Source organism: Guptibacillus spartinae, assembly GCF_028610625.1.
Classification (GTDB): Bacteria; Bacillota; Bacilli; order Bacillales; family Guptibacillaceae; genus Guptibacillus; species Guptibacillus spartinae.
Genome location: NZ_JAQQWU010000011.1, coordinates 12,395 through 29,071, shown reverse-complemented (window position 1 = coordinate 29,071; position 16,677 = coordinate 12,395). Strand labels below are relative to the sequence as shown.

The window sequence follows — 16,677 nt, the reverse complement described above, 5'->3', positions numbered from 1 at the left end:
TATTAAGCTAACGAAATTAATTGAAAGATAGATCACAAATATTCACTAAAATTATCATTTTATTTAAACGGGTTCCACTTTCGATTAATGATTATTTAAGAGTGATCATCGCAATGGCAGCCGTGTGTCATTTGTTTTTTAATTTCATGAATAGCTTCATCAAAATTATATAGTTCTCCCCCAAAGCCTAATTGAAATTTTTTTGCTTGTTTTCGAGATCCAAACGTAATGACTTGAGGCTCACAACAATTCAAATTAATATCTGCATTCAAAAGAAATGTAGCCATTTTTGCACTAAGGGTGGTGTCTTGCAAGAAGTCCGTACAAATAATTTGAGCAACCTCTTCTTTAATATCGTCGTAACGAAGTAGTCCACAATGTGGACAGCACGTATGCTCGACCTGTTGCTTCTTTGTAATAAGTTGGACAGATAATCTTGTTTTAGATTCTTTTAGACAGTATTGACAGATACCTGGCGCTAACTCTGGAGATTGATTGACGATTGCGATGCCCCCAGAAGTCTTAAGTACTTTTTCTTCATCTATGAGTGGTTTAACGTCTCGATAAACGGTCATTTCGGATACATTTAAACGATTACTTATATCTCTAATTTTCAAAGATTTTTCTTGTTCCAACCAGGATAAAATTTGTTCTTGCCGCTCAAGTGGTATTTTACTCAACTGACTTCCTCCTAATTGCTTCCTTAACAAGTTTGTGTTCTCATCTTATAATTACAAGGAATAGAAATCAATTAAACAACGATAAAAAAAGCGGTATTTATTTGTAAATAGTTATAAACAAAAATAAGAGAGAAAGGACGATCCCCCTTCTCTCTTGTTTATTCCTCTTGAAAGTCGTTTACTTAGCCATAGCATTCCTGCGGTAAAGTACGATTCCTGTCCCAGCAGCGACAACAGCGAAACTAACAATCATCCAAGTAGTCGTATTTGTTTGATCTGCCATACCGCCCATACCTGTATGTGGCATACCCTCAGGCATTGTAGTGGCACCAAACTTATCTGGCATTTGTGTCGCAATAGCCCCTGATAGAGCTGTACCAATCATGGACATACGCTTAAATCCTTCGTCGTACGTTTGGTAAGCCGTTTCATAGTCTTCACCGATATAAGCTGTAAATACATCGATCACATCTTGTTCATGAGCCATTAGTACTTTCTCAGCTGTTTCAGCAGGAAGGTTCCCTTCTGTTGCAGCGTCAAGGAATGTACCAAGTTCTTTAGGAAAATCTTGCGTTAAAGCTTGTTTCACTTGTGTTTCTTCATCTGCATTATCATTCATTACGGCTGTTCCTAAGTTAGCACTATCCTCATATTGAGAAGAGAAGATTTCAGCAAATTGATTCGCTCCTTCTTCACCATAGATAGATTTAACAGCTTCTTTCATTTCCATTGCATTTTCTTCTAGTTTCTCTGTTACGATCTCAGCATCTTCAGCACCCTCGTACTGTTTCAGACTCGTAAGTACTTGATAGCTATAGTGGATACCTAGCAACTGATTAAATGTTACGCGTAGATCAGAAGCTGGCGTCACAACTTTCGTGTTATCAAATTTCTCCGGCATTTGCTTAACGATTGCTTGTGATAAAGCAGTTCCAATCGTGTACATACGCTTGTACCCTTCATCAAACGTGTCATAAGCTGTTTGATAGTCACCATTGATGTAGGCGTTGAAAACATCGATCACATCTTGTTCATGTGCATTTAGAACTTTTTCTGCCGTTTCAGCAGGTAGGTTCCCTTCTGTGGCTGTATCAAGAAAAGCACCCAATTCTTTCGGGAAATCTTGTAGTAACGATTGCTTGACCTGCTTTTCTTGATCCGCATCTTGATTCATAACGGCCGATCCAAGATTTGCACTATCTTCGTATTGAGAAGCGAAAATCTCAGCAAATTGGTCAGCGCCTTCTTGGCCGTAAAGAGACTTAATAGCTGCTTTCATTTCCTCAGCATTCTGTTCAAGCATCTCCTGAGCAACCATGGCATCTGGAGCATCCTCATATTGTTTAATAGAAGTAAGTACTTGTAATTCAAAGTGCTCAGCTAGTAATTCACCAAATGTAGCACGCAAATCAGCTGCTGGTGATTCAACAGGTGAATTGTGTTTTTCTCCATCATGTGCCATTGCTAACGATGGTACCAAAAGTAACATCGTCATCACTAGCGCAAAAATACGCTTGATCTTCATTATCCCCTTCATCTCCCTTAGATTGTAGTAGCCCATATTTATGAACTCTACTTAGCTAACGTCGCAAAGAAACAGTTGGATCATTTTTCACAATTATTTTCAATTAACTCTCTTTTCTTTTAGGTGAAGTCTACTTAACACTTACACGATTCCAACACAACAATGTCATATCTCGTTTCTTTTTTCATGATTATCATTGATTCTTTTTCTTTAGCAAATCAATTGGAGAGTGGACAATGGAATCTCTTCAATACATATCCGCTTGTCATACTTGAATACATTATAGGATAAATGCTTGGAAATTTATTGCATAAACGATTCTATTTTCGATTGATTACGGCACACTCTTTAGTAAAATCCAGATGGCAAGCCTTATCTACCTCTGTTATAATCTGATCCTTTTTGGCAATGGCCTGTCCAAAAGTTCTGATCGCATTCCTTAATCAAATTCCGTATCCTATGATAAAGTTAGTTTTGAAACTAACTTTTTCCCTTTGTAAAAAGAAGGTTCGATCTGCTAGTTCCCCAGCTACATCCCTAAGTTAACAAGCAGTGAACCGTTCCTAATGAAAATATATTATATTTCTATCACCCATGTATCCCTCTCCAGAAAATACGCCAGGCATTTTGGAGCCGCTGCTCATGCTCCACTTTAGAATAATAAAAGAGCTGTTCAAACGTACCATCAAGCAGGCATATATAGGCATCGATTACCTCATCAGGATCGGCTTGAATTTCTCCTCTTCTCTTCCCCTCTTGTACAACTTCCAGTAAAACGTTCGTTAACGCTTCCTCTGATTGAATAAATTGCTCATTAAATGTGTCTCTCAGTACTAGTGGTGGAAAAAGCATGAATCTCTTAAATAACAGACCTAAATCTTCATTTTCAAGATACGTTGTATGATCTTTCAATAAGCAATATAACTGCTTTTCTGTTGTCACATCCCCATGCTGTTGGACTTGCCTTTCTAGAAAATCTCGATAATCTCGATTGACTTTTTGAAGAATCGCGAAAAAAAGATCTTCTTTACTTGCAAAGTGAGCATATAAAGAGGGTTTCTTAATTCCTACGCATTTCGCAATTTTACTTAATGATGTCCCCTCAAAACCTTTTCTCGCAAATAACGGGAGAGCTGCTCGTTCGATTCGTTCACTCATCGGCAACTTGGTAGATGACACCGTTGTCACTCCTAACATATCTCAGGCTTATCCGTTTTTGTACTCCATTATAAAATTAGGTTTTCCCCATATGGATTTTTCATTGTTTTATGAGCATCAGCATCCACGGAAACAATCCCTTCATTAGCTCTAAATTTATATTATTAAATACTTTCTTAACGTTTTCAACAATCTTAAATGCTATCATTTACGCCTTGATCTGTCAAAAGGCTTCCCAATCACCTTTCCTCACTTACTTTTATAGGAAGATTGATATGAAATGAAATATATAATAATATCCCTATTTTACAAGGAATATATAGATATACCTCTTCTACACAATCATTTGTCTATTGAAGAATAAACGAATAATCCCCCTTCCAGTCAATTCAGGCATATTTGACAAGAAAATCTAATCATGTAATATTTATTATTAAATACGTTAAGAAAGTATTTAACACAATTAATTTTTATGAAAGGGGTACAAGAAATGAAAGTAATGAATGATTATATCCAGGAGCAACTCCCTTAAGTTTACCAATTAAAAATGAACGCTGAAGGTAGCGAGTAAATGAAGAACGGAACAATTGGCAACAAAGTAAAGAAGCACGTTAAAAGCTGATTGTTTATGTCCGACAACAATTGGCTAGACGTACTCCCAACGAGGATACGCTTTAAAAAGGTTTGAACTTAAAAATTTCAAGAGGTGAAGGTATTTGAGTGAAGGAAAAAGTAAAGGTTTAAAAATAGGAACATTTGTAGCAGCTATTTTAGTCATGTTTATTTATTTAGGAACGACCAATTCGAATGTTAACTGGGGCTCCTTTACTGCCATGTTAATCTTCTACGGAATCATCTATTATATTGGCGCATTTATGGCAAGTGGTAAATCGGAATCTGCATCAGATATGATGGTAGCGAAACGTTCTTTACCATTGTGGATCTCGATGTTTACAATGGCTGCCACATGGGTTGGTGGCGGTTACATATCAGGTACCGCAGAATCAACGTATTCACTTGGACTAGTATGGGCACAAGCTCCGTGGGGATATGCACTTAGTTTAATAGTTGGTGGCATCTTCTATGCGAGAAAAATGCGTCGCTATGAATTTATGACCATGATCGACCCACTTGAACAGCGCTTCGGAAAGAAAGTTGCTGGTGTCTTATACATTCCTGCTCTACTAGGAGAAGTCTTCTGGAGTGGTGCAATCTTAACAGCTTTAGGAACAACCTTTGGAACTATACTAGGTTTGGATTTTCAAACGTCTATTATTCTATCAGCCATTATTGCAGTGGCTTACACTGTCGTTGGTGGCATGTGGTCTGTTGCATTTACTGATGTATTCCAAATGCTCGCTGTTATGATCGGACTGTTCTTAGTGCTTCCTTATGCACTATCAGAAGTAGGCGGTTTAAGTTCCGTTTGGAATCACTATCAAACCGATATGGGAAGCTATGCAAGTCTTTTCCCTCCTCTTGATGGATGGAAAGATCCTGAGTGGGGCAACTATTATTGGAACTGGTGGGATTTTGCCTTACTACTCATTTTTGGTGGAATTCCATGGCAGGTATATTTCCAACGTGTTCTATCCGCAAAATCGGAAAACACGGCGATGTGGCTTTCCATTATCGCAGGATTTATTTGTATTATTGCAGCGATCCCAGCCGTTATTATTGGGGCGATTGGATTAGATACTGATTGGGCAAGTTTAGGTGTAAATGCTCCTGATAACCCATCTATGATTCTCCCTTATGTTTTGCAATATTTAACGCCTGGAGTCATTGGGGCGATTGGACTTGGCGCTCTTGCAGCAGCCGTTATGTCGTCGATGGATTCTTCCATACTATCAGCATCTTCTATGGCCGCATGGAATGTGTATCGTCCACTGTTCAAGCCGGATGCATCAAGTGATCAACTAAAGAAAATGATTAAGCGCTCAATCATTTTGGTTGGAATTGCAGCCACGATCATTGCGCTAAATGTGAAAAGTGTCTATGCTTTATGGTATCTAGCTGCAGACCTTGTCTATGTTATTCTATTTCCACAATTAACAACCGCTCTGTTCTTTAAAGATGCGAATAAATACGGGTCAATTGCAGGTTTAATCGTTTCATTCATCCTTCGAATTGGAGGCGGGGAACCGATTATTGGACTTCCAGTATTCCTCCCTTATCCAATGATTGAAGATGGTATTGTCCTGTTTCCGTTCCGAACCCTCGCAATGGTAGCAGGTTTGGTAACCATTATCGTGGTGTCTAAAGCGACCAAGAAAATGTGTCCACCTAAACCACTGTTAATGCCAGCAGAAAGAGAAAATGGCAATGAAAAAAGGATTGCCTCATAGATAAATCAAGACAAATGAAAACGGCCTCCTACATCGCTATCGATGTAGGAGGCCGTTTGTTATTTGCTAGTATTCTTATACTATTCTAATGTACTTAGAATGGTGATTCTTAAAGGTGTAGATTTCACACCCTTTTTGATAGCCTCTTATAGTGACAAGAGGCTTTTCAAATCGTACTTCAAGGAAATACCCTTCTTCCATAGCTTAGTCTCTCAGAATCGGCCCTTAAGCCACTTCAGTAATTCCAGAGAATTTCTTCTCACTAATAAGTACTCAATTACTCTAAAATGTAGCAGGTTTTATACTAACCTCATTGAACCCCACATCCAATTTCATCATAAAAAGATGTATCCTCATTCTTTCTATCATTCACTAGAATAAACCATAAGGAACGACTACATGTATGGGTTAAAAACGATTAGATAAGATTAATTATCTATCATTTATAACATCAAAAGAGCATTCTTTGCCATCAGACATTGAATGCTTCCCGTGAACCTAAAAACGTGAGCTCTATCAAGAGACAAAGTAGCCAGGGATAGAAATAGAAAGCAAACACAATAAGAGAAGGCGTCCTCTCAATCATATCTCACGTTGAAAGGACACCTTCTCCTATAAGCTTTATTTTGTTACCGTACCAGCATCTGCCGGATGAACACCATGACGATAGAAGTCAGCATCAATCGGATCCAGTGGTTTACGTCCAAGAATTAGATCAGCTGCCTTTTCCGCTAACATTAAGACAGGTGCGTGAATATTGCCGTTTGTTACGTAAGGCATCGCAGACGCATCGACTACGCGCACATTATCCAAACCATGAACCTTCATCGTTTTCGGATCTACGACTGCCATAGGATCAGAAGCTGGTCCCATTTTTGCCGTACAAGAAGGGTGAAGAGCTGTTTCAGCATCGTTTCTTACCCATTCCAAAATCTCTTCGTCTGTTTGAACAGAAGGCCCAGGAGAAATTTCTCCAGAGTTATAAGGTTTTATCGCTGGTTGCTTCATTATTTCACGAGAAACTCTTACTGCTTCAACCCACTCACGTTTGTCCTGTTCAGTAGAAAGATAGTTATATACCATGCTTGGATGCTCTTTCGGATCTGTCGAACGGATCTTTAAGGATCCGCGTGCGTCAGAGTACATTGGTCCTACGTGAACCTGAAATCCGTGAGCCGTATCTGCTTTTTGACCATCGTAACGGACGGCAACCGGAAGGAAGTGGAACATTAAGTTCGGATATTTAACATCCTCATTTGAACGCACGAAGCCCCCACCTTCGAAATGGTTCGTCGCAGCAGGACCCGTTCTTCCAAGCATCCACTGCAAACCAATCCAAGGCATACGTGCTTTATTCAAGTTAGGCTGTTCGGAAACAGGCTGCGGACAAGCGTGCTGGATATAGACTTCAAGGTGATCCTGAAGGTTTTCTCCGACACCTGGAAGGTCGACAACTGGTTTAATCCCTAGAGAACGAAGGTGTTTTGCATCTCCTACACCTGACAGTTGAAGAAGCTGCGGCGTATTGATTGCCCCACCTGAAAGGATCACTTCACCGGCTTGTACTTGATGCATTTGTCCGTTTTGTGAATAGGTCAATCCTTTCGCACGAGTACCATCAAAATCGATACTAGCAACGAAAGCGCGGGTCTTTACCGTTAAATTCTCTCGTTTCATAGCCGGGTGTAAATAAGCACGAGATGCAGACAAACGCTGTCCTTTGTATACATGCTTATCAAACGGACCAAATCCTTCCTGACGGAAACCATTCACATCAGGAGTTCGTGAATACCCAGCCTCGACACCAGCATTAAAGAATGCCTGGAACAAAGGATTTTTCGCTGGTCCACGCTCCAATTTAATAGGACCATCGTGGCCACGAAGATCATCATCTGGTGATCCTAAAGCATTCTCCAAACGCTTGAAGTACGGAAGACAGTGGGCAAAATTCCACGTTTCCATCCCTTCATCGGCTCCCCAGCGTTCATAGTCCATTGGGTTTCCTCGTTGATAAATCATACCGTTTATTGAACTTGATCCTCCAAGTAACTTTCCTCGTGCATGCTTAATGCGACGCCCATTCATGTGTGGCTCAGGATCCGATTCATATTTCCAGTCGTAAAGGCTCTTCCCTGCTGGAAACGGCAAAGCTGCCGGCATTTGAATTAAAAGATCCCATGAATAATCTTTTCGTCCCGCTTCTAATACTAGAACACTTTTTGTGCCATCTGCGCTTAGACGGTCGCCGAGTACAGAACCTGCACTACCGCCGCCAACGATGACAATATCGTACTTTTCCATATTGTTGTATTCCTCCTTGAAGTTTTAAAAAGGGAATTACCTGTAGGTCGTATCCCTCTCTTTTCTCTAATAGACCATTTTTCTTCCTATTATATATAGCTCCAGTTTGAGCTTAAGGGAGAAGGGAATCTCCCATTATTTATGATTCAGTAAGTAATAATGAACGACTCGATTAAAACCAATTAATCAGTTCAGGTTTAAGGTTTTGGAAGATATGCTTCGTTTCGGTATATTCTTCTAAACCAGCTTTACCAAGCTCACGGCCGATACCAGACTGCTTAAACCCACCCCAAGGCGCATGCGGGAAATAAAGGTTGAAATCATTAATCCAAACCGTACCCATACGCATTTTCGCGGCACACCGTTCTGCCTTTGCAATATCTTTTGTCCAAACACCGCCTGCGAGTCCATAAATAGAGTCATTTGCAAGCTTAATCGCTTCTCCTTCAGACTGGAATTTCTCAACGGTAATAATTGGACCGAAAGCTTCATCTTGAACAATGCTCATATCGGTTGTGCAGTCTGTGAAAATCGTTGGCAAGTAGAAGAACCCTTGCTGTAGTTCTGGATCTTCTGGACGTTTCCCACCAACAGCTACAGTAGCGCCTTCCTTTATTCCTGCTTCAACATACTTTTCTACTTTCGCAAGATGCTCAGCAGAAATAAGTGGACCCATTTGAGTCTCTTCATCAAATCCACTTCCAAGTTTGAATTTCTTTACACGCTCGACAAGCGCCTCAACGAATTGATCGTGAATGCTTTCTTCAACAATGAGTCTTGTCCCAGCGGAACAAATTTGGCCTGCGTGGAAGAATACTCCGTTTAATGCTTGATCAACGGCGATATCAAAATCAGCATCTGCAAAAATCACATTCGGGTTTTTACCACCAAGCTCTAGTGCAAGGTTCTTTACATTCACGCTTGCTGCTTGCATGATTTTCTTCCCTGTCGCAATGCCGCCTGTGAATGAAATAAGATCAACATCCGTGTTATTGGATAGTTCAGCGCCGACTGTGTTCCCCGCACCAAGAACGAGGTTCGCTACGCCATCCGGTACCCCAGCCTCTTCCATTAGTTCAAATACTTTAATATGCGTAAGCGGCGTAATTTCACTTGGCTTAATAATCAGCGTATTTCCTGTCGCAAGTGCAGGAGCTAGCTTCCATGATGCTTGAAGCAATGGATAGTTCCATGGTGTGATTTGACCACATACACCCACTGGTTCATGAACGACTTTACTAATGGAATTGGCTACAGGAGCATCGATTAGCTCTCCACCATCTTTATCTGCGAGTTCTGCAAAATAGCGGAACACGCCTGCGATATCGTCCATGTCTCCACGGCTTTCTTCAACTGTTTTACCGGTATCCAACGATTCAAGATGAGCAAGTTCTTCTTTATCTCGTTCAATGAATTCAGCAATCTTTCTTACGATTGCTCCTCGCTCAGTTGCAGGCGTAAATGCCCAGTCCCCGTTATCAAATGCTTCTCTTGCAGCGGCAATTGCTGCTTTCGCATCTGATTCGTCACCCTCTGGGACAGTTGCAATGATTTCCTGGTTATATGGGTTAATAATCGTACGCATACGTCCCGAGTTTGCGCCAACCCAGTTACCGTTAATGTATTGTTGTAGTTTAAGATCCAAATTGATCAACTCCAATGCCGAATTGAATTAAGTTTATTAAGAATTTATTTAACACATTTAACGTTAACACGTCCTTTTCAGACTGTCAAAACAAATTCATATGGAAATTTTAGAAAGGATTAAGATCTTCTTAAATGGTTATACCTATTAATGTAGTGATGATTTAGAGAGGTTAAAATAAAAATCTTATATTTGACATTTCATCTGAACAAGTTAACATTAAGTTCGTAAAGAAAATTTGATAAATACTTAACACGATTTACTTTTCTATCGAAGGAGCGACCCAATGAGTGAATCTAATGAAAGACCCAGAATGAAGATTGAAGAAGCTAAAGATAAAGTGATTGGTGCCATTGCCGAGACGATGGACTTATATGGCGTAACGCCTGCTGCCGCTAATTTATACGCGACGATGTACTTTAAAGACCAAATGACTCTTGATGAAATGCGCACGGAACTTGGGATGAGTAAACCAAGCATGAGTACGAGCGTCCGTAAGCTTCAAGAGATTGAGATGGTGAAAAAGACATTTACACGGGGCTCAAGAAAGCATACTTACGTAGCTGAGAAAAATTTCTTTCGTTCCTTTATGGCGTTTTACTGCCAAATGTGGGAACGCGAAGTGAAAATGAATCTGGAAGCCATTGAAGAAGCACAAGAAGATTTCATCGACGTAATCAAAGATTCCACAAGCACTCCCGAAATTGTAGCGACCGCAAAGCAACACTATGATCAATTAGAGGAATCGAAAAAATACTATCACTGGTTAGATGACTTAGTTGAAAGCATACAAAGTGGTAAGATCTTTGAATTTTTACCGAAAGATCAAGAAGATTAAAAGTGACCAGGTAGTTGATCGCTAAGCTACGATTAACTACCTGATATTATTTTGAAGACATACTTACATAAAAACGTAGGCTTAGTGTTGTGCCAACGTTAAAAAAATTCTTAATAGATTAAACTTTTAAGTTATGAGATGAACCATTTACATACAGGAGGAATGCAACGAGATGATACAGAGTAAAAAAGGACTGAGTTTAATGATCGCGATCTTAATGGTCGCTGTGCTGGCCGCTTGTGGGAATAGTGGCAAATCGGGTTCCGCATCAGAGGGAAAAGATAAAACGATAGCCATTGGCCAAATCAATTGGGCTGAAAATATCGCTGTCACAAATATGTGGAAAGTGATTTTAGAAGAGAAAGGTTATAACGTAGAATTTAACTATTTGAATATGGGGTCTACCATGACGGCGTTAGATAGCGGCGATTTAGATGCTAGTTTAGAAGTATGGTTACCGGTTCAGGATGCGAATTATTTAGAGAAATATCAGGATACGGTTAACTTCTCTGAAGAAACGTGGTTTGACGATGCAAAAGTCGGCCTTGTCGTCCCAGCTTATTTGGAAGACATTAATAGCGTAGAAGACTTAAATGACCACAAGGAACTGTTTAATAGCGAAATTGTCGGCTTTGATCCTGGCGCTGGTACGATGGAAGTGACTGAACAACTCATCAAAGACTATGATCTCGATTTTGAACTAGTTCCAAGCTCAGAATCAGCTATGTTAGCTGAAATTAAAAAAGCAGTCAAAGATGAAGCACCTATTGTAGCCCCACTTTGGAGCCCACACTGGGTATTCTCCAAATATGACTTAAAATTCCTAGAAGATCCGAAAAACACATTCGGCGGTGTTGAAAAAATCCACCATGCGACAAGACAGGAATTTGATAAAGATTATCCAGAGGTAAGCAAGTGGTTTAAAAACTGGAAAATGAATGATCAACAAATCGGTGAGCTAATAGACGACGTGGAAAGTAGCGAAGAGCCTGTTGATGGAGCTAAGAAATGGGTTGAGGAAAATCAAGATTTGATTGATGAATGGGTGAAATAAAGATTTAAATCGAAGAAGCTGGTATCTCATTTTATTGGGTACCAGCTTCTTTTGTTTTCAAAGATGTCGTCTCAGGAGTTTTACTTTTATGAATGAGAATTGATTCCGTATACCTCACTTTTTTAGTTTACATCCTGGATCTTGTAAGCCCAATTGACTTTTTTTCTATATGAAAAAAGTGAAAAAACAAATAAGATAAGTTTAATTGTTTAGTATCTTTTGAACGGTGATCAATACTTGATCAATATCCTCTTTAGTAATGCCGTTGTTCGTTACAAATCTAATAATATTTGGGCCGAATGAGCCTGCTAAAATAGTACTTTCTTTTAACTGATCTATGAAGCGCTCCGTGGTTTTGTTAGATTTCGTAATATCCACTAAAATAATATTTGTTTCTACTTTATTTCTAACATCTAATCCATCAATATTTTGAAAGCCTTCAGCTAGACGCTTTGCGTTTTCGTGATCTTTCTCAAGTAGTGTAACGTTTTCTTCAAGTGCAATGATGCCAGGTGCTGCGAGCACTCCCACCTGCCTAAGTCCGCCACCTAACCGTTTACGCCACTTTCGAGCTTGAGAAATAAAATCAGAAGAACCTGCAATCATTGATCCGACCGGCGCGCCTAACCCTTTCGATAAGCAAAATTGAACGGAGTCTGTATACTTCGCAAATTCTTTAACTAAGGTTTGAGAAGCTACAGCAGCATTAAATAATCGTGCACCATCTAAATGAACAGGGATACCTTGTTTTTTCGATAAGTGATAAATTAACTCCATATTTTCAAGGGGAACAACAGCTCCGCCTGCTTTATTGTGAGTGTTTTCTATACAGATTAGTCCGGTTTCAGGCTGATGGATATCATCTCCTCGGATGGCAGCTTCTACATCACTCGGTTCCATAGCACCATTCACACCATCTAGCGTTTTTATTTGAACACCTGCAAAAGCGGACAATGCTGCAGCTTCGTAAAGAAAGATATGGGCTTCAGCTTCCATAATCACTTCTTGACCAGGATTACAGTGTACTAATCCCGCAATTTGATTTCCTTGGGTGCCACTCGTTACAAATAAGGCATCTTCTTTTCCAAGGATATGGGCAGCGAGCTCTTCAAGCTTATTTACTGTAGGATCTTCTCCATAAACATCATCCCCTACTTCAGCTTCGTACATCGCTTTCCTCATCTTTTCACTTGGTTTTGTTACCGTATCACTCCGTAAATCTATCACAATTTGCCCTCCTTTTATCGGTTTAAAAAACAAATAGGTAAGGAAGCCACCTTAAGACAAGGTGACTTTTCTCTTTTTATTCTAACTCTATGAGTAGCGCATTTCCATTTTCACTGACTTTAACGATTGCCAACGTTTTATCCTCGAATACTTGACCCGCCCCTTCCGGAATAAAGAAACTCTCTATACCATATTGAACATCATGATCGGAAAAGGTGGTGCCATTCATCACGATATCATCATCAGAAGGCTCGTATGATTTACTCCACTTATCATCGATTTTGTAAACCCCTCCATACTCATACAATCCACCCGAAGTAGGCGTGAGCACAACTTTTATCTTCTTATTAGCTGGAAGTACGGCACCAGGCAGCGTTGAGATATCGTAGCGCAGCGTCACATAATCCCCTTGTAACATCGAGCGAGGATCCACAGGAGCAAGAGCCAGTCGAACTTCTTTCCCAGATTGAAGCGCTACCTCATTTTTCACGCCATTATAGGTGATGAATGAAACCATCAGAATGACAACCAACCAGATAATTTTCCATCTACCGGCAACGAAAGTAGGTTCTTCAACAGCTGTTCCTTTGTACTTTCGTGATACCATTCTTGTAATCCCCAATACAAGAAGACCCGCTACCAACAACGTGAGCGATTTATGAACGAGCGACCACGCAATGTCATAGTACTTATAGAACAGAAACGCATACCATAGCGTGAGTCCCACCCAGTACCGAAATGGATTAGACTGCCATGGTTTGTAAAAGACAAGAAGCGTGGATAGAAGAAGAAACACACTATTTAGAAGCCAATATAACCACTCGCCTTCAAAGAAGAACGTTAAGATAAACAAAGGCACGATACTATAGACAAGGGCGTTCCGATTGAACCAATCGTCACGTCCAAGAATATGAATCAACCCATTACCAAAAACAAGAACGAGCAACAGCAGGGGTTCATGAGAATCCATCAAAAGTAGTGATTCTTCAACTTTAAATAAAAATAAGAGAAGTACTCCGTTTGCAAGTAGATAAGCATACGAACCAACCCATGCGTTCGTAATGAGTTTTAGTATGACTCCGATCATACAGAAAGAGATGAGCATCACGACGACCGTTTTAGGTAGCAAACCATTGGAAAATGCGTCTATCAGGTTAGCTAATGATAGGATTGACAATCCAGACAGCAGGAGGATTGTAGACAAGAACGGTATTTTATTTTTTAGTAAGAGACCTGGTAATAACAATAGAATAAGAGATGAAAACACAAATGCAAGGGCATGATCCCAGCTGAAGATGAGAAACATGATTCCCGAAAAGGCTGAGATTAACATCACTGTACTGACGACCGTCACCACAAAAAGCAAGGATGATTTAAACATGCGCTTCCAAGCTTCTGATCCCTTTTCACTTCGATCCAATCGAGGAAGATACTTAATGGTGAGAAAAACAATGAATCCTACTACAATTAATAAGAAAAATGGCATAAGATCACCAAATGCATCGCTCAATACGGCTAACATTTTCCCGAATAGGAATAACCCTAGGGCAATTCCTGATAAGATAAACAGTTCCTTTTCTTCCCGATGTTTCCAAAGGGATACGCTAATCACTCCATATCCGACATAAAGCCACGCTATTAGCGTACTGTATTCCCAGTAGCCAAAACTTGAAGCGATAAAGACCAGATGAATCAAACAAAAGCTGCCGAACATGATCCAATTTGAACGGAGCCAAGAGGAACGTGAAAGAAAAAACCACGCATGGGTAAAAAGTAAATAGATGAATATGAGGATCAGTGCGGTACCAGGTGTCCAATCTGGAAAATAAGAAGACGGAAATACATAGAAATAAAAGGCGAGCTGACTTAATAAAAAACCTAATACATAAAACGGTTTATATCCCGTAAGCACTCCAAAAATCACAGCTGGAACTAGCCAGATCAAATATAGGAGATACGAATCTGCATGGGAATTATACGTTTGACCAATGAGCGCAATACTAACCCCAAACGCAATCGTTCCAATCAGCCAGAGCCATCTTTCAAGAAATCGGTGTGAATGTTGGAAACGGCTAAGGATTGTTGCTAGGACAAAGAACAGCAACATAAGTCCAATTGCTAGAAGAATCTTTTCGATCCGCTCGATCCCTTGCCAATTCGATGCAAAGAAATAGATGACGCTACTGATCAGCAGTGATAAACCAAGTAAATAGCCTGTATGAATTCGTTTCAGAGTCATGAGACCTCCTCCTTTATAGAGTGTTTGTGAGAAAGCAACGTTATATGGAGTATATGTCATCTCATTTGTTTATAGCTTAAGTATACTAAAAAACCCTAGGACTCTACCTCTATCATACAAAATGGTCAAAGAAGTTGATTTTTTTCCTATGCCGACCGTTCATAAAACCAATAAAAAACCCTCTTGCTACCTGCAAGGGGGTTTCCTTTACTTTCATATACTAGTTACTAGTCTGGGTCTATCTTCTTTAATTATTAAAGTGTACAGTATCTTTTAAATCGTTGCCTTCTTCTAATGAATGGCGACTAGTCACCTTTTTTACAAACTCTTTAACTGTCTTAACATTCACTCCCGACTCCCAATATTCAGCGATTTCCGGTGTGACTTTAACCAATACAACATCCGGATCATCAGCAGAAGTATTTAGCAGTTTCTCAACCACCTTATTCATGTACTCCTTCTTCTTCTCGCTATCTTGGACCAATTCAGCAGTGCCGCTAATCGATACATAAGATGAACCTGCGTATGCTAAATTCACGGCAGGGTTAAGTTTAATATCTTCATATTTATCAGTATCTTTTTTCGTAATAAACCAGATCTCTTCCCGATCCAATTCCACTTCCTGCGTTTGCATTGGACGAGACATCAGCTTGCCATCTGGAGAAATAGTAGTTAACATGGCTACCTTCTCATCTTTAATCAAATCCTTTATATTTTTAAGGGTTTCCTGATTTTCTGAATGTTGGTTTGTCATTTGCGATTCCTCCTTCAAATAGTGAAACTTACTAAATTAGGTATTATCAACTACGCAGTTAGGAAAAATTATACTCCAAAGGTATTCCCACCATTTACATTGATATTTTGTCCTGTTATAAAGCTAGCCTCGTCACTTGCTAAAAAGCGCACCATATAGGCAATGTCTTCCGGTTTCCCTAACCGGTTCAAAGGAAGGCCATCAATATAACTACCTGCGCTTGCCTCGGAAACGTCACCATGACGCTCAACCGGAGTAAAACCTGGATGCACAGCATTGACTGTGATGTCATGTTTCCCAAGCTCATTTGCCCAGGAGCGAGTCATTCCAATGACCGCAGACTTTGCAGTTACATAATTAGAAAAATCGCTATTACCTAATTCCACAACTTCGCTTCCAATATTAATTATGCGCCCCCACTTGTTTTCTTTCATAGCCCCCATAACCTCTTTTAAAAGTAACAAAGGGGCTTTCACTGTAAACTGCAGCTGATCCAGGTAATCTTCCCAGGTCACTTCTTCCAAAGAAAGTTCTGGCTGTGGACCTGTGGCGTTATTGACGAGAATATCAATCGGTTGCTGGAAAGTCTCTCGTGAAACAGCGACCAACTTTTCAACGTCTTTTTGATCTGTGATGTCTGCTTGAATAGCGATTGCTTCTCCGCCAAGCTCTTGAATATCTCGAACCACGGATTCTGCTTTTTCTCTATTGCTACTGTAATTAATAATTACCTTTATTCCGGATTCAGCAAGTTTCTGTGCAATCACTTTGCCAAGTCCCTTTGAACTGCCTGTTACCAGGGCAACTTTTCCGCTCATAATTTCCTCCTAAGCTCTTGCTTATTCAATTGTTCTTTTCCCTATTTAAGAAACGACTAATCAACATTCATTGTAAGAACAGAGTGACAG

Annotated in this window: 12 protein-coding genes; 3 read left to right on the top strand and 9 right to left on the bottom strand. The window is 39.9% G+C overall.

Annotated elements, in window-relative coordinates; translation table 11 throughout:
* Nucleotides 1-95: 95 nt before the first annotated feature.
* The 3 genes from PQ511_RS17095 to PQ511_RS17085 all read right to left on the bottom strand — a co-directional run bounded on the left by PQ511_RS17095 (nt 96) and on the right by PQ511_RS17085 (nt 3,384).
* The gene (locus tag PQ511_RS17095; protein ID WP_273853136.1) at nt 96-680 is read right to left on the bottom strand and encodes a DeoR family transcriptional regulator; all 585 of its coding nucleotides are present in this window, start codon (nt 678-680) and stop codon (nt 96-98) included.
* A 178-nt stretch (nt 681-858) separates the two neighbouring features.
* A complete protein-coding gene (locus tag PQ511_RS17090) occupies nt 859-2,205 on the bottom strand; it encodes a hypothetical protein (RefSeq protein WP_273853135.1) in 1,347 nt (448 codons plus the stop codon).
* A gap of 588 nt (nt 2,206-2,793) precedes the next feature.
* On the bottom strand, nt 2,794-3,384 hold the full coding sequence (locus tag PQ511_RS17085) for a TetR/AcrR family transcriptional regulator (protein ID WP_273853134.1): 591 nt from the start codon (nt 3,382-3,384) through the stop codon (nt 2,794-2,796).
* A gap of 755 nt (nt 3,385-4,139) precedes the next feature.
* Between PQ511_RS17085 and PQ511_RS17080 the strand changes: the two genes are divergently transcribed.
* Nucleotides 4,140-5,711 (top strand): high affinity choline transporter 1, encoded by a 1,572-nt coding sequence (locus tag PQ511_RS17080; RefSeq protein WP_273853247.1) that lies wholly within the window; start codon nt 4,140-4,142, stop codon nt 5,709-5,711.
* A 621-nt stretch (nt 5,712-6,332) separates the two neighbouring features.
* Here PQ511_RS17080 and betA read toward each other — a convergent pair.
* Together betA and betB are read right to left on the bottom strand one after the other, a co-directional pair.
* A complete protein-coding gene (betA, locus tag PQ511_RS17075) occupies nt 6,333-8,012 on the bottom strand; it encodes a choline dehydrogenase (protein ID WP_273853133.1) in 1,680 nt (559 codons plus the stop codon).
* Between the two features lie 172 nt (nt 8,013-8,184).
* Nucleotides 8,185-9,657: a betaine-aldehyde dehydrogenase gene (betB, locus tag PQ511_RS17070; protein WP_273853132.1), complete on the bottom strand. Its 1,473-nt coding sequence runs from the start codon at nt 9,655-9,657 to the stop codon at nt 8,185-8,187.
* 286 nt (nt 9,658-9,943) lie between these two features.
* On the opposite strand from betB, the gene cudC reads away from it, so the two are divergent.
* Together cudC and PQ511_RS17060 are read left to right on the top strand one after the other, a co-directional pair.
* The gene (gene cudC / locus PQ511_RS17065; RefSeq protein WP_273853131.1) at nt 9,944-10,495 is read left to right on the top strand and encodes a choline uptake/conversion transcriptional regulator CudC; all 552 of its coding nucleotides are present in this window, start codon (nt 9,944-9,946) and stop codon (nt 10,493-10,495) included.
* Between the two features lie 172 nt (nt 10,496-10,667).
* Nucleotides 10,668-11,549 (top strand): glycine betaine ABC transporter substrate-binding protein, encoded by an 882-nt coding sequence (locus tag PQ511_RS17060; protein WP_273853130.1) that lies wholly within the window; start codon nt 10,668-10,670, stop codon nt 11,547-11,549.
* A gap of 201 nt (nt 11,550-11,750) precedes the next feature.
* Here the strand turns inward: PQ511_RS17060 and ltaE are convergent, their stop codons facing one another.
* The 4 genes from ltaE to PQ511_RS17040 all read right to left on the bottom strand — a co-directional run bounded on the left by ltaE (nt 11,751) and on the right by PQ511_RS17040 (nt 16,587).
* Nucleotides 11,751-12,776, bottom strand: coding sequence for a low-specificity L-threonine aldolase (ltaE, locus tag PQ511_RS17055; RefSeq protein WP_273853129.1), 1,026 nt, complete (start codon nt 12,774-12,776; stop codon nt 11,751-11,753).
* A gap of 76 nt (nt 12,777-12,852) precedes the next feature.
* Nucleotides 12,853-15,015 carry a GDYXXLXY domain-containing protein gene (locus PQ511_RS17050; protein WP_273853128.1) on the bottom strand — a complete coding sequence of 721 codons (2,163 nt, stop codon included), beginning with the start codon at nt 15,013-15,015 and terminating at the stop codon, nt 12,853-12,855.
* Nucleotides 15,016-15,262: 247 nt separating this feature from the next.
* Nucleotides 15,263-15,769 carry a pyridoxamine 5'-phosphate oxidase family protein gene (locus PQ511_RS17045; protein ID WP_273853127.1) on the bottom strand — a complete coding sequence of 169 codons (507 nt, stop codon included), beginning with the start codon at nt 15,767-15,769 and terminating at the stop codon, nt 15,263-15,265.
* Nucleotides 15,770-15,837: 68 nt separating this feature from the next.
* The gene (locus tag PQ511_RS17040) at nt 15,838-16,587 is read right to left on the bottom strand and encodes an SDR family NAD(P)-dependent oxidoreductase (protein ID WP_273853126.1); all 750 of its coding nucleotides are present in this window, start codon (nt 16,585-16,587) and stop codon (nt 15,838-15,840) included.
* Nucleotides 16,588-16,677: the final 90 nt, after the last annotated feature.

Coding starts and splice junctions, on each gene's coding strand:
- PQ511_RS17090 (WP_273853135.1), bottom strand. CDS start 2,205: ATGAAGATCAAGCGTATTTTTGCGCTAGTGATGACGATGTTACTTTTG.
- PQ511_RS17080 (WP_273853247.1), top strand. CDS start 4,140: ATGTTTATTTATTTAGGAACGACCAATTCGAATGTTAACTGGGGCTCC.
- betA (WP_273853133.1), bottom strand. CDS start 8,012: ATGGAAAAGTACGATATTGTCATCGTTGGCGGCGGTAGTGCAGGTTCT.
- cudC (WP_273853131.1), top strand. CDS start 9,944: ATGAGTGAATCTAATGAAAGACCCAGAATGAAGATTGAAGAAGCTAAA.
- PQ511_RS17060 (WP_273853130.1), top strand. CDS start 10,668: ATGATACAGAGTAAAAAAGGACTGAGTTTAATGATCGCGATCTTAATG.
- PQ511_RS17050 (WP_273853128.1), bottom strand. CDS start 15,015: ATGACTCTGAAACGAATTCATACAGGCTATTTACTTGGTTTATCACTG.
- PQ511_RS17045 (WP_273853127.1), bottom strand. CDS start 15,769: ATGACAAACCAACATTCAGAAAATCAGGAAACCCTTAAAAATATAAAG.
- PQ511_RS17040 (WP_273853126.1), bottom strand. CDS start 16,587: ATGAGCGGAAAAGTTGCCCTGGTAACAGGCAGTTCAAAGGGACTTGGC.